11 protein-coding genes are annotated in these 13,144 nt (G+C 62.1%); 5 read left to right on the top strand and 6 right to left on the bottom strand.

Annotation, left to right across the window (positions count from 1 at the left end):
- Nucleotides 1-58 precede the first annotated feature (58 nt).
- From cysT to ASC80_RS16325, 5 genes are all read left to right on the top strand, one after another.
- Nucleotides 59-868, top strand: coding sequence for a sulfate ABC transporter permease subunit CysT (gene cysT, locus ASC80_RS16345; RefSeq protein ID WP_502690986.1), 810 nt, complete (start codon nucleotides 59-61; stop codon nucleotides 866-868).
- 15 nt (nucleotides 869-883) lie between these two features.
- On the top strand, nucleotides 884-1,750 hold the full coding sequence (gene cysW / locus ASC80_RS16340) for a sulfate ABC transporter permease subunit CysW (RefSeq protein ID WP_056299373.1): 867 nt from the start codon (nucleotides 884-886) through the stop codon (nucleotides 1,748-1,750).
- A complete protein-coding gene (locus tag ASC80_RS16335; RefSeq protein WP_056299371.1) occupies nucleotides 1,740-2,789 on the top strand; it encodes a sulfate/molybdate ABC transporter ATP-binding protein in 1,050 nt (349 codons plus the stop codon). The genes cysW and ASC80_RS16335 overlap by 11 nt, the downstream gene beginning before the upstream one ends.
- Before the next feature lie 94 nt (nucleotides 2,790-2,883).
- A complete protein-coding gene (locus ASC80_RS16330; RefSeq protein ID WP_056299369.1) occupies nucleotides 2,884-3,393 on the top strand; it encodes a CAP domain-containing protein in 510 nt (169 codons plus the stop codon).
- 110 nt (nucleotides 3,394-3,503) lie between these two features.
- Nucleotides 3,504-4,292 carry a 3-hydroxybutyrate dehydrogenase gene (locus tag ASC80_RS16325; protein WP_056299366.1) on the top strand — a complete coding sequence of 263 codons (789 nt, stop codon included), beginning with the start codon at nucleotides 3,504-3,506 and terminating at the stop codon, nucleotides 4,290-4,292.
- On the opposite strand, the gene ASC80_RS16320 is transcribed toward ASC80_RS16325, so the two are convergent.
- The 6 genes from ASC80_RS16320 to ASC80_RS16295 form a co-directional block, all read right to left on the bottom strand.
- Nucleotides 4,289-5,665 carry a lipopolysaccharide biosynthesis protein gene (locus tag ASC80_RS16320; protein WP_156464456.1) on the bottom strand — a complete coding sequence of 459 codons (1,377 nt, stop codon included), beginning with the start codon at nucleotides 5,663-5,665 and terminating at the stop codon, nucleotides 4,289-4,291. The two genes, ASC80_RS16325 and ASC80_RS16320, sit on opposite strands and share 4 nt — an antisense overlap.
- A complete protein-coding gene (locus ASC80_RS16315; RefSeq protein ID WP_502690977.1) occupies nucleotides 5,655-6,416 on the bottom strand; it encodes a DUF924 family protein in 762 nt (253 codons plus the stop codon). Before ASC80_RS16315 ends, ASC80_RS16320 begins: the two co-directional genes overlap by 11 nt.
- A 19-nt stretch (nucleotides 6,417-6,435) precedes the next feature.
- Nucleotides 6,436-8,130 carry a long-chain fatty acid--CoA ligase gene (locus tag ASC80_RS16310; RefSeq protein ID WP_056299361.1) on the bottom strand — a complete coding sequence of 565 codons (1,695 nt, stop codon included), beginning with the start codon at nucleotides 8,128-8,130 and terminating at the stop codon, nucleotides 6,436-6,438.
- 189 nt (nucleotides 8,131-8,319) lie between these two features.
- A complete protein-coding gene (locus ASC80_RS16305; RefSeq protein WP_056300844.1) occupies nucleotides 8,320-9,795 on the bottom strand; it encodes a D-alanyl-D-alanine carboxypeptidase family protein in 1,476 nt (491 codons plus the stop codon).
- A 261-nt stretch (nucleotides 9,796-10,056) separates the two neighbouring features.
- Complete coding sequence (locus tag ASC80_RS16300; protein ID WP_056299358.1) at nucleotides 10,057-11,874, bottom strand: glucan ABC transporter ATP-binding protein/ permease; 1,818 nt, start codon at nucleotides 11,872-11,874, stop codon at nucleotides 10,057-10,059.
- Nucleotides 11,875-11,964: 90 nt separating this feature from the next.
- On the bottom strand, nucleotides 11,965-13,002 hold the full coding sequence (locus ASC80_RS16295) for an ABC transporter substrate-binding protein (RefSeq protein WP_056299355.1): 1,038 nt from the start codon (nucleotides 13,000-13,002) through the stop codon (nucleotides 11,965-11,967).
- Between the last annotated feature and the right edge of the window lie 142 nt (nucleotides 13,003-13,144).

The raw sequence follows: 13,144 nt of genomic DNA, 5'->3' as shown, positions 1-13,144 counted from the left end.
TTCCGGAAAGCTGACGCAGGAGCGCACCGTGAGCGGAGGGTCAGGACGAAAGAGGACATTGCCGGGGTTTGGCCTCACCATGGGGCTGACTCTGACATGGCTTTCGATTGTCGTGCTCATTCCGCTCGCCGGCCTGTTCTTCAAGACCTACGAACTGTCCTTCGACCAGTTTGTGGCAATCCTCACCAGCCGCCGCACCCTCAACGCTTTGAGGATTTCGTTCGGGCTCGCCTTCGCCGCGTCGCTTGTGAATTTGGTGATGGGATTGATCATCGTCTGGGCGCTGGTGCGTTACCGGTTCCCGGGCCGCCGGATTTTCGACGCCATCGTCGACATTCCGTTCGCGCTGCCGACTGCGGTGGCCGGCGTCGCGCTGACCGCGCTGTTCGCGCAAAAGGGCTGGCTCGGCGCGCCGCTTGCCGAACTCGGTATCAAGGTGGCGTTCAGACCGCTCGGAATATTTGTAGCGATGATCTTCATCGGCTTTCCATTCGTCGTGCGCACCGTGCAGCCGGTGTTGCAGGATCTTGAGGCGGAAGTAGAGGAAGCGGCGGCCAGCCTTGGCGCCAATCGCTGGCATGTCATCACCAAGGTGATACTGCCGAGCCTGACCCCGGCTATTCTCACCGGCTTCGCACTCGCCTTTGCCCGTGCGGTCGGCGAGTACGGCTCGGTGATCTTCATCGCCGGCAACCTGCCGAATGTCTCGGAGATCGCTCCGCTGCTCATTGTCATCCGGCTGTCGGAATTCCGCTACGCCGATGCAACCGCGATTGCCGTCATCATGCTGGTGGTCTCGTTTCTCATTATTCTTGCGATCAACCGCGTTCAGCGCTGGGCTCAGACCCGTGCTGCCGATGCCTTCTAAACTGGTCAATCGAAGATGAGCTGGACTGAGCCAACCCGCCTCTACATGAAGGACGCGCGAACCGAGCCGGCTCTTGTGCGGCTGGTCATCATTGGCGTGGCGGTAACGTTTCTGACGATTTTTGTCGTCCTGCCTTTGCTGGTGGTCTTCAGTCAGGCGTTTTCCAAGGGCGTCGGCGACTATCTTGCCGTCTTGTCGGATCCGGAGGCCCTGTCGGCGATCCGCCTGACGTTGCTTGTCGCCGTGATATCCGTCAGCCTCAATCTTGTGTTCGGGGTCATGGCGGCGTGGGCGATCGCCAAGTTCGAGTTTCCCGGCAAGACACTTCTCATCACGCTGATCGATCTACCGTTCTCGGTCAGCCCGGTGATCGCCGGTCTGGTGTTCGTGCTGTTGTTCGGCGCGCAGGGCTATTTCGGCACCTGGCTGAACGAGCACGATATTCGCATCCTGTTCGCCGTCCCCGGCATCGTTCTGGCAACCACGTTCGTCACCTTCCCATTCGTGGCGCGGGAGCTGATACCGCTGATGCAGGAGCAGGGGACGCAGGAAGAAGAGGCCGCGATTTCTCTCGGCGCGTCTGGCCTGCGGACATTCCTGCGCGTCACCATTCCGAACATAAAATGGGGCGTGCTGTACGGCGTTCTGCTTTGCAACGCCCGCGCCATGGGCGAATTTGGCGCGGTGTCTGTGGTATCTGGTCACATCCGCGGCGAGACCAACACCATGCCGCTGCTGGTTGAAATTCTCTATAATGAGTACCAGTTCGTGACCTCGTTCGCGATCGCCTCGCTGCTGGCATTTCTGGCGCTGGTCACGCTGGTCATCAAAACCGTTCTCGAAAGCCGTCTCGAACAGGGGCAAGTGCCAAGTGACGATTGAAGTTCGCAACATCGTGAAGAAATTCGGTTCCTTCACGGCACTCGACAGCGTCGATCTCAAGGTCGGCAGCGGTGAACTCGTGGCGTTGCTGGGACCGTCCGGCTCCGGCAAGACGTCGCTGTTGCGGATTATCGCCGGGCTCGATTGGCCGGATGCCGGCACGGTGAGCTTCGACGGCGAAAATGCGTTGGCGCGCGGTGCGGGCGAGCGGCATGTCGGTTTCGTATTCCAGCATTACGCGCTGTTCCGGCATATGAACGTATTTGAAAATGTCGCGTTCGGGCTTCGCGTCCAGCCGCGCGCCGTTCGCCCCAGCGAGGAGCGCATCCGCAAGCGCGTCAAGGAACTGCTCGATCTGGTCCAGCTCGACTGGCTTGCCGAGCGTTATCCGAACCAGTTGTCCGGCGGCCAGCGTCAGCGCATCGCGCTGGCACGGGCGCTGGCGATCGAGCCGCGCATCCTGCTGCTCGACGAGCCGTTCGGCGCGCTGGACGCCAAGGTCCGCAAGGAACTGCGGCGCTGGCTGCGCCAGCTTCACGAGGAAATCCACGTCACATCGATCTTCGTCACCCACGATCAGGAAGAAGCACTTGAAGTCGCCAACCGGGTGGTGGTGATGGACAAGGGCAGGATCGAGCAGATCGGCACGCCAAGCGAGGTCTACGACAATCCGGCGACAGCGTTCGTTCACAGCTTTATTGGCGAATCGATCATCCTGCCGGTGAAGGTGTGCGATGGCCGGGTCAATCTGGGCGACAAGGTGCTCAATCTGGCGTCTCGCGAGATGGCGTCGGGGCCGTCCCGGCTGTTCATCCGTCGCCATGACGTCGCGATCCTCGCGCCCGGCAACGGCGTGATCGAGGGAGATGTCAAACGTGTCCGCGCATTCGGTCCGACCCAGCGGGCGGACGTTGCCCTGCAGGTCAATGGCGAGGAAATGCTGATCGAGATCGATGCGCCGCGCGACCGCGATCTCCAGACCGGTGAGACCGTCAGTCTGCAGCCCCGCCGTTACCGGATTTTCGCAACACCAGCCTGAAGTTTCGAACTCTGGTTGGTGAGGCAGCCCCTTCGTTCACTTTTCAGCCACTGTTCCTGTGCAACAACGATCCGTCATTGATTTGGGGATCGCGATGCTGCGTTTGGTGGGGGCTGTTGTCGGCCTGCTGTTGCTGATGAGTTGCGCGGGCAATTACGAGCCCTCGACGGAACAGCCTGCTTTCTACAAAAGTATGGCAAGCGCAGGCGCCCGTGTCGACGCGGCAATGGCCGCATCGATGATCACCGGTTATCGCCAGAACAACGGTCTGGGCGCTGTCGTCATCGACCCGGAACTGATGAAGGCCGCTGAGGCCCAATCGCAGGCGATGGCGAGTCGCAACAAGCTCGATCACAATGTTGCCGGGCCGCTGAAGAAGCGCGTGGAAGCGTCCGGGTTCGATGCCTCCAAGGCGGTCGAGAACGTGTCAGCGGGTTACCATACGCTGGCGGAAGCTTTTTCGGGTTGGCGCGATTCGCCGCCTCACCGCGCCAACATGCTGGCGGGCGGCGTCACGAAAATGGGCATCGCCACGGCCTATGCGCCGAACACCAAATACAAGGTGTTCTGGACCCTGATCCTCGCCGCACCCGACCGCCCGTAAAACGGGATTGATCGCTCGTTGCTTTCCTGACATTGACGCCACAGCGAACTGACGCCACGGTGCCCCGTGCCGCCATGACGCGACGGCAGATGTGAAATCAGGAGCGAGCGATGGTGTCTTTGACAGGCAAAACGGCGGTGGTGACGGGATCGACCAGCGGCATCGGGCTGGCGTATGCGCGGACAATGGCGAAGGCTGGCGCCAACGTTGTCATCAACGGCATGGGCGAGGCCGCCGACATCGAGAAGGAACGCTCCGCGATCGAGACCGAATTCAAGGTCAAGGCTATCTATTCTCCTGCCGACATGACCCGGCCAGCCGAAATCGCGGACATGGTCGCGCTCGGAGAGAAGACGTTCGGCTCGGTGGATATTCTCATCAACAATGCCGGCATCCAGTTCGTTTCCCCGGTCGAGGAGTTTCCGCTCGACAAATGGGACGCGATCATCGCCATCAATCTGTCATCGGCGTTTCATGGCATCCGCGCCGCGGTGCCCGGCATGAAGAAGCGCGGCTGGGGCCGGATCATCAGCACTGCTTCGGCTCATTCCATGGTCGCTTCGCCGTTCAAGTCGGCCTATATCGCCGCCAAGCACGGCATCGCCGGCCTGACCAAGACGGTCGCGCTTGAGCTAGCGACCCACAAGATCACCTGCAACTGCATCAGCCCCGGATATGTCTGGACGCCGCTGGTCGAGCGGCAGATCCCCGACACCATGAAGGCGCGCAACATGACCAAGGATCAGGTCATCAAGGACGTGATGCTGGCGGCGCAGCCGACCAAGGAGTTCGTCACCTCGGATCAGGTTGCGTCGCTCGCGCTCTATCTGTGCAGCGACGAGGCGAGCCAGATCACCGGCGCGAACCTGTCGATCGATGGCGGCTGGACGGCGGCTTAAGCCGCCGCTTTCGGCTTTTGCCCGAACGCGAACACGTGCAGCCCGAGTTTCCGCTTGGTGACCCAGAACAGCAGCACGGTTTCGAAAGCGAGCGAGACCGAGGTCGCGGCGGCGGCGCCATAGCCGCCGAATTTCGGTACCAGCGCGAGGCAGAGCACCAGGTTCATAACGAAGGCCAGAGCATAGGCCATCGCGCAACTGTTCTGGTTGCCGCTCATGTTGAGCAGCCGTTCGACCGGCCCGACCGCCGAACGGACGATCAACCCGATGGCGGCGACGAACATCATGCCGTAGCCGACGGTGAACTGCGGGCCGAACAGCCACAGCAGCGGCTTGCCCATTGCCAGCAACACCGCGGTGGCCACCACCGACGGCCAGAACGTCCATTTGATCGCGTGCGCGACGTAAGCCGAGAGTCGTTCGGTGTCGCCTGACGCGTGATATTCGGTGAAGCGGTGCGCCGTGGTGGCCGACATCGCGTAGTGGATGAACGACACCAGCGCCAGCGTCTTCACCACCGCGAAGTAGATGCCGACTTCTTCCGATGACCGGAATTGCTGCAGCACCAGCACGTCGGTGTAGGACAGCAGCAGATAGAAGCCTTCGACCATCATGATCGGCAGCGAGACTTTCAGCCAGTTCGGCATGTCGTACGCTTTGGGCCCGGGATCGACGCTGCCGCGCAGGCGGCGATTGAGAACGATCATCTGGCCGATCATCGCGATCCATACCGCTGCGGCGCTCGCGGCCATCGCCAGCGTCGCGCCGAGTTGCATCCCGAGCACGAACGCACCGGCGGTGAAGCCGATGATCAGCGACTGTCGGATGATGAATTGCGGCATCAGGCCGAGCCGCATCCAGTCGTGCGATCGGGCGAGGCCGTCCTGGGTGTTGGCGACGACGAAGGCCGGAAGAGTGAGGCAGCCGATGTAAAGCGGAACGATGTCCTGCTCGCTGATCCATGGCGATATGGCTTTGACCAGACCTGCGAGCAGCAGCGCGATGATGCTGGAGACACCGAAGGTCATCCAGCGGCTGCCGGAGAGGAAGCCGCGCAGCAGCGCCAGTTCGCCGCTGGCGCGATACTCCGGAATGATTTTCTGGGCGGACACGGCGATGCCGAAATCCATCACGCTGCCGAGGAGCAGAACCCAGGTCCAGACATAGACGTAGGTGCCGTAGTCGGAGCCGCCCATCCAGCGTGCGAGCAGAATCTGCGCGAGATAGGCAAGGGCAGCGCTGATGACGCGGATGATGAAGATGGTCCCGGCGAGACGCTTGGTCAGCGAGGCTTCGGCGGTGCCGCCCAGCAGCCCACGCAGGCGAGCGATCAAACCCGCAGGCTGCGCTCCAGAGGCGCTGTCAGCTTCCATGAATGACACGACCGTTGATCCCAGGAATCGGCAGTGAGCCGGTCGGCAGCGAGCCGCGCGACGGTTCGACGCGGAATAGCAAGGATTTGGTTGGATGGCGGCCGCCATGGCGTCGCTTCTGACGGACGTGAAACGACGCTATGGATTTTTCTCGTGACGCGTTTTCTTCACGCGACGGTATCCGCTTCGCTCGAAAATGCGTTAGCCGGAAAATCCGCCATCGGCGAGGAAAGCGGCCTCCTCGGCGGTGGTCTGGCGACCGAGCGCGATGTTGCGATGAGGAAAGCGCCCGAACTTGCGAATGATGTCGGTGTGAAGTTCGGCCCATTTCAGGCTGTCCGCATCGCCGAGCGCGAAACAGCGCGAGGCAGCGTTCCTGATCGGCCATATCCTCGGAATGTTCGAACGGCAGATACATGAACGCGCGCAGGCTGGTGTCGATGCGCTGATCGACGCCCCGTGCGATGGCGCGGTTTGCCACATCGCGCGCCAGCCTGTCAGCGGAAAAAGCGCGCGGATCGTCGCGGAACATGTTGCGCGAGAACTGGTCCAGCACAAGGATCAGCGCCAGTGCTCCTTCGTCGGTGGTTTCCCATGACGCCAGATCGCCAGCGTGCGCCTTCTCCCATACGCCCAGAAAGCGATCTCGTATGCTGTCGTCGAAGGCGGCGCTCTTGGCGTACCAACGATCCGGTCCGGCATCCCGCCAGAAGGTCAGGATGTCGTCCGGTGTCACGTTCGATGAAGTCATCAGTTCCGAAAACCTCGCGTCAGCTTGCCGCCGCGGCAGCCGCGGGCTTCTCGTCACGCAGTTCGCGGCGCAGGATCTTGCCGACGTTGGTCTTTGGCAGGTCCGTCCTGAACTCGACGTGCTTCGGCACCTTGTAATTGGTGAGCTGCGTCGCCGCAAACTTGATGACATCCTGCGCGGTCAGGTTCGGATCCTTCCTGACCACGAAAGCCTTGACGGCTTCGGTCGATTTCGGATCTGCGACGCCGATCACCGCGCATTCCAGAACGCCCGGATGGCTGGCGATCACTTCCTCGACCTCGTTGGGATAGACGTTGAAGCCGGAGACCAGAATCATGTCCTTCTTGCGGTCGACGATCTTGGTGTATCCATCCGGGCCCATGATGCCGATGTCACCGGTGCGGAAGAAGCCATCGGGCGTCATCACCTTTGCTGTTTCTTCAGGACGGTTCCAGTAACCCGCCATCACCTGCGGACCCTTGGCGCAAATCTCGCCCGGCTCACCGAGCGGGACCTCGTTGTTGTCGTCGTCGCGGATCGAGATGTAGGTCGATGACACCGGCAATCCGATCGAGCCGCTGAAGGCATCGGTGTCGGCAGGGTTGCAGGTCAGGGTCGGCGAGGTTTCCGACAGCCCGTATCCTTCCGACAGCGCGCAGCCGGTGACCTGCAGCCATTTGTCGGCGACCGGCTTCTGCACGGCCATGCCGCCGCCGAACGATGTTTTGAGTTTCGAGAAATCCACCTTGTCGAAATCCGGCGTGTGCAGCAGCCCGTTGTAGAGCGTGTTGACCGCAGGGAAGCTATTGACCTGATATTTCATCAGTTCCTTGACGAAGCCGGCCATGTCGCGCGGGTTCGGGATCAGAAGATTGACGCCGCCGGCGCGCATCGCCAGCAGGAAGCACGCGGTGAGCGCGAAGATGTGATACAGCGGCAGCGCGCAGACGATGAACAGTTCATCGACATGCGGCGGCTTGCGCAGCGCCGGCTGCAGCCAGGCGTCGTTCTGCAGCACGTTGGCGAGAATATTGCGGTGGAGCAGCGTTGCGCCCTTCGATACGCCGGTAGTGCCGCCGGTGTATTGCAGGAAGGCGACGTCGTCCTGCGTGATGGTGGGCTTGTTCAGTTTCATGCGGCGGCCGGCCGCGACCGCCTCGTTGAAGCCGATCGTGCCAGCGATCGAAAATGCCGGAACCATTTTCTTCATCCGGCGAACCACGAAGTTGACCAGCAGGCCCTTGAGGCCGAGCAGATCGCCCATCGATCCCACGATGATGTGCTTCACCGATGTATTCGCCCGCACCTTTTCCAGCGTGTGCGCGAAATTTTCCAGAATGATGATGGCTTCGGCGCCGGAATCCTTGAGCTGATGCTCCAGCTCGCGCGGCGTGTAGAGCGGATTGACGTTCACCACGGCATAGCCGGCACGCAGGATCGCCGCCGACGAAATCGGATGCTGCAGAACGTTCGGCATCATGATGGCGACGCGAGTGCCCTTCTTCAGCCCCTTGCCTTGCAGGAAGGCGCCGAGCGCGCTCGACATCTCGTCGAGCTCCCGATAGGTGATCGCCTTGTCCATGCAGATGAAAGCGCGGCGGTCGCGGAATTTCGTGAAGCTTTCCTCAAGCAGTTCGACCAGAGACGCGTACTGCGAAACATCGATATCGGCGGGCACTCCAGCCGGATACTGCTTGAGCCAGATACGTTCCATTGGCACTTCCCCTCAGCATGTTTCCTCGTGGCCCCTGTTCTTGAAGCAGGATGCCTGGTTCCCCGAAGTATTGAGCGAAGTGAAGGGCATAGCAAGCCGGTGCGCGCTAACGACGCAATCCGAATGAGGCTTGATGAAATGATGCGATGGCGCCGTTGTTCGGCGGCCATGCGCGCCTGCGCGATGATCTCAGCGGGGTGCGCCGGCGGTCTTTTGCCCAGCGGAGCCGGTGCCGTTCTTGTCGGCTTTGGGCTTGGTGGCGGCAGGCTTGGCCGCAGCAGGTTTCGCGGCAACAGGCTTGGAGGCGGCAGGTTTGGGCGCTGCGGCGGCTGTGCTGGCTGCAGGCTTGTGCGGGGCGGGTTTTGCCGCGGCCGTCTTGCTGGATTTGGAATCCGCGGTTGCGGCAGGCTTGGCGGGATGCTTCGCCGTCGGGGCCGGCTTTGCGGCAGCAGGCTTCGCGGCTGTTTTCGGGTCTGACTTGGTATCGGGTTTGTTGTCCGGCTTGGCCGCGATCTTCGGATTGTCCTGATGGGCCTTTTTACCCTTCTTGGCGCGTGCCCGCGGGGTTTGTTTCTCGGCCTCGGCGGCATCGGCCGCTGCAAGGGCGGCGCCCGTCTTGGTCGGGCCGGTATAAACAATCACCGGGGTCGCGGCGGCGGCAGGCCCCGCCAGCAGATCGGACATTTTCACGCCGGGCGCCTGCAGGCTACCGGCAGCGAACATTGCCACCGGGCTGGACATGTCCGACGCGCTGATCTCGACATCGTCGTCCTCGTTTTCGGCGGCGGGCCGCTTGCGCTTCGGGCCGCACATCTCCTCGCGCAGGTTCGGCGGCGAGGCGTCGATCGGGGCGAGAGCGTCGACAGTCCCGAGCGATGGTTTCAGCCACGCGAGCTTGTTGCCCTGGAATCCTCGCTCAAGCAGTTGCGCAGCCTTGAGCGCGCGCTGTGCCGACGACGATGCGCCGAGCACCACCGCGATCAGATGCCTGTTGTTGCGGGTGGCAGAGGCGACGAGATTGAATCCCGAGGCACAAATGAATCCGGTCTTCATGCCATCGGCGCCGGGATAGCGGCCGATCAGCTTGTTGAAGTTGCGGGTGATGCGGCGGCCGAATTTGATCGCGGGGATGTGAACGAAGTACGAGTATTCAGGCAGGTCGCGGAAGATCGCGCGCGCCAGGATTCCGATGTCGCGCGCCGAGGTGATCTGTCCGTCAGCCGGCAGGCCGTTGGGATTGACGTAGCTCGTCTGCGTCATGCCGAGGCGCTGCGCGGCCTGATTCATTTCAGCGGAGAAGCCGTCGATCGAACCGCCGACGCCTTCCGCGAGAACCACGGCCATGTCGTTCGCCGACTTGACCATCATCATCTTAAGCGCGTTATCGACGGTCACTTGCGTGCCGGGCTGGAAACCCATCTTCGAGGGCGCCTGCGCTGTCGCGTTCGGAGAAACAGTGAGCAGCGTATCGAGTGTGATGCGTCCCTGCTTCACCGCGGTCAGCGTGACGTAGGCTGTCATCAGCTTGGTGATGGACGCGGGATACCAGGGATAGGTGGCGTTCTCGGCTTGCAGAACCTTGCCGGTGTCCGCCTCGATCAGCAGCAGCGCTTCCGCACCGGCCGGGCGCGGTGCGGCGAGCAAGCCGACCGCGAGCAGCGCCATGCCAAGGATGGCAGCGCGGCGGCGGAGCGACGACAGATGAGGCAGAGCGAGAAAAGCCACTATTCGTTTCCGGTCCTATGAGGCGTGCCTGAAGGAAGCTGTGTCGTTGTATTTTTGCGATCAGGGTCTCGATGCGGACATGCCATCAGAAGCAAATGTGGCATTGCCCAAAGCCTATACCGGCTCGGGGACCCGGAACAGTGGTCACCGCTTCAATCGGCCATGAAATGGGCCAAATTTCGACGATGCCCACACCCTTCCTCACTCCGGTCTCGTGATTTCCGCGGCATCTGGCGGCAACGGACGGCCGGTATGCGTCGCCTGCTGCACCATGAATTGTGCCTTGGCGAGACCGGCGAAATAGCCGCCTTTGCGGACCAGTTCGTCAAAAGTTCCACTCTCGATCACCCGGCCGTTGTCGAAGACGAGAATTCGCGTGGCATTGCGGATCGTCGAGAGCCGATGTGCGATCACGAATGTGGTACGGCCCTTCATCACGGCATCGAGCGCCGCATTCACCTTGGCCTCCGTCACGGCGTCGAGCGCGCTGGTCGCCTCGTCGAGGATCAGGATCGGCGGATCCTTCAGCAGCGCGCGTGCGATCGACAGGCGCTGGCGTTCACCGCCCGACAACATTCGTCCGCGTTCGCCTGCATTGGTGTCGAATTTCTGTTCGGCGCGTTCGATGAAATCCAGCGCATGTGCGCCGGCGGCGGCTGCGCGCAACTCCTCGTCGGTCGCGTCAGGCTTGCCAACGCGCAGATTGTCGGCGATCGAGCGGTTGAACAGCAGCGCTTCCTGAAACACGACGCCGATGTTCCGGCGTAACCCGGCGAGGGTCAGGGCGCGGACGTCCATGCCGTCAACTTTGATGACGCCCGATTGCGGATCGAAGGCGCGATGAAGAAGCGCGATCGCGGTCGATTTTCCGGCTCCGGTGGCGCCGACCAGCGCGATGGTCTGGCCCGGCAATGCCGTGAAGGACAGGTCTTCGACGGCGGGCCGCTTGCCGTCATAGGAGAACGAAACGTCGTCGAATTCCACCAGACCCTGAAGGCGGCCGGGGTCCATCGCGTCGGGCCGGTCGCGCACCGCAGGCACCGCATCGAGCACGTCGAAGAATTCGCGCAGCCGCGGCGCTTCCATGAAGACGCTGTTGATAAAGCTGACGACCTGCTCGAGCTTCTGGATCAGCATGGTCGAGAAGCTCACGAACATCACGATTTCGCCGACGGTGGCGAGACCCTGCCTGTTGAGAGCGATCCCCACGACGAGAATCGCGAGAATGGTGATCGTGGTCGAAGCCCGCGTCATCACCGCGACCAGCGCCCACCACGACAGTACCGGCATCTGCACCGACAGCAGTTTATCCGCGACGTTGCGCAGGCCCTGCACTTCGGCATCGACGCGGACGAAGCTCTGCACAAGCGCGACATTGCCGAGCGCATCGGAGGCGCGCGCGGCGAGATCGCTGAAATGGGATTCGACGTCCTGCTGCATACCGTAGGTCTTGCGCACCACCAGTGTCGTCAGCACGGTGAAAATCACGCACAGGATGAACAGCAAAATCGAAAGCCGCCAGTTGATGTAAAGCGAAAGCGGCAGCAGCACGAACAACGACACGATCGCGGCGAAATGTTCGCGGAAGAAACTAAGCCACAAGCGCCACAGCGCGTCGGTGCCTTGCAACATCACCTTCATCAGTCGCCCGGAATGGGTGCCGGTGTGGAAGGTGAGCGGAAGCTGCATGATGTGATCGAAATAGCTCGTCAACACGGCCTGCCGCTGGCGATGGGCGAGACGGTCCGCGTTCAACGCGACGCCGGCGTTGCAGACGATGGTGAAAAGGCCGAAGCCGACCCACGCTGCCAGCAGCGGCCAAGGAGACGTTGACGGCGACGTTGACGGATTTACCGATGTCGTGCTGTTGGACAGGACGTCGACGATGCGGCCGAACAGGACCGGCTCGGCGAACTGCGCCACCGCCAGCAGCAGGTTCGCAACGGCGAGAATCCAGCCGAGCCTGGCTTCCTTGCCGAGCAGATCGAGAACGCGCAGATAGAGGCGGATCAAGGACATTCCGGTCGCGGCAGGGTGTGTGGTGCGGGCACGAACGGTGCCAGTCTAGCCGAGGATCGCAGCCGAATACAGCCGCGTTCCGCTGTGGCGTCAGTGGATCTGGCGCGCGCTTTCGGCGGGCAGGTAGCTCGCGTCGAAGATATCGGCCAGCGCGGGTAGCTTTTGAAACTTGAAATCTTCCGCGATCGCGGCGACCGAAGCGTCGAAGCGTGCCGGCGCGACCGCGCCGATGCCGTTTCGTTTGACGTCATCGGTGACGATGTTTTCGCGGATGACGGTTTGCAGCCGTTCAAGCTCGAGGTCGTGGGAGCCGCCGCCGTTCATTCCGGCGATGACGCTGTCGATCGCCCGCGACGGATGCTTGATCGACAGTTTGACGCCGGCGATGGTGGCGCGGATGAAGGCCTTGACCGCATCGGGGTTAGCGGCGGCGAATTTCGGGTTGACGACCAGCGCGTACCCATAGGCCATGCAGCCGAAGTCGGAGAAGTGCAGGATGGCGAGATCGTCCGCCGGCACGCCGCGGTCGCGGACATTGACCGCCGCCAAGAACGAGAATCCGCTGACAGCATCGACCTGTCCGGCAGAAAGCAGCGGCTCGCGAACGGCCGCGCTGATCTTCTCGGTTTTCAACTTGTCAGTCCGGACCCCGTTATGTTTTGCGACGAACGGCCAGAGTCGTGCCGCCGGGTCACCGTCGACGAGGCCGAGCGTTTTGCCTTCGATCAGCGCGATGTTTTCGATGCCGCGGCTTTTGCGCCCGATCAGGGCGTATGGCGCCGTGTCGAACAGCACGAACACCGCTTTCACTGCCGGCATCTTGTCGTTGTCGCGCAGGCGGATCAGCACGTTGAGGTCGGCGAGGGCGATGTCACTGGTCCCGGCGGCAACGCGGCCGATCGCGTCTTTCGATCCGGCGGCAACGTTCGTCGTGACGTTCAATCCCTCCTCTGCGAACAGGCCGTTGTCCGCGGCCACGATGAAAGGCGCAGCGGCGCCGTCGATCGGGCGGTCCAGTGTGAACCGGATCGCTGTCGCGGCCGACGCCGCGCCGCAGACCATGCACAGGAGCGCGGCGACGATCGTAATCAGGAGGCGGTTCGCTGGCGTTTTGAGGCTCGGGTTCATGCGACCGGACGAGGTGAACTGGAGTGAGAGAACGTTTGGTAAAACTGATATGTTTGTTTGATGACGCTGCGCTGATCTGAATAGCAGGGATTGCCCGGATTTCGCCAATAATCGTTGGGGTTGCATTCAGGATGCGGAACCT

Origin of the sequence: Afipia sp. Root123D2 (assembly GCF_001425835.1) — a bacterium.
Lineage (GTDB): Bacteria > Pseudomonadota > Alphaproteobacteria > Rhizobiales > Xanthobacteraceae > Afipia.
This window is presented reverse-complemented; position numbering and strand designations above follow the sequence as displayed.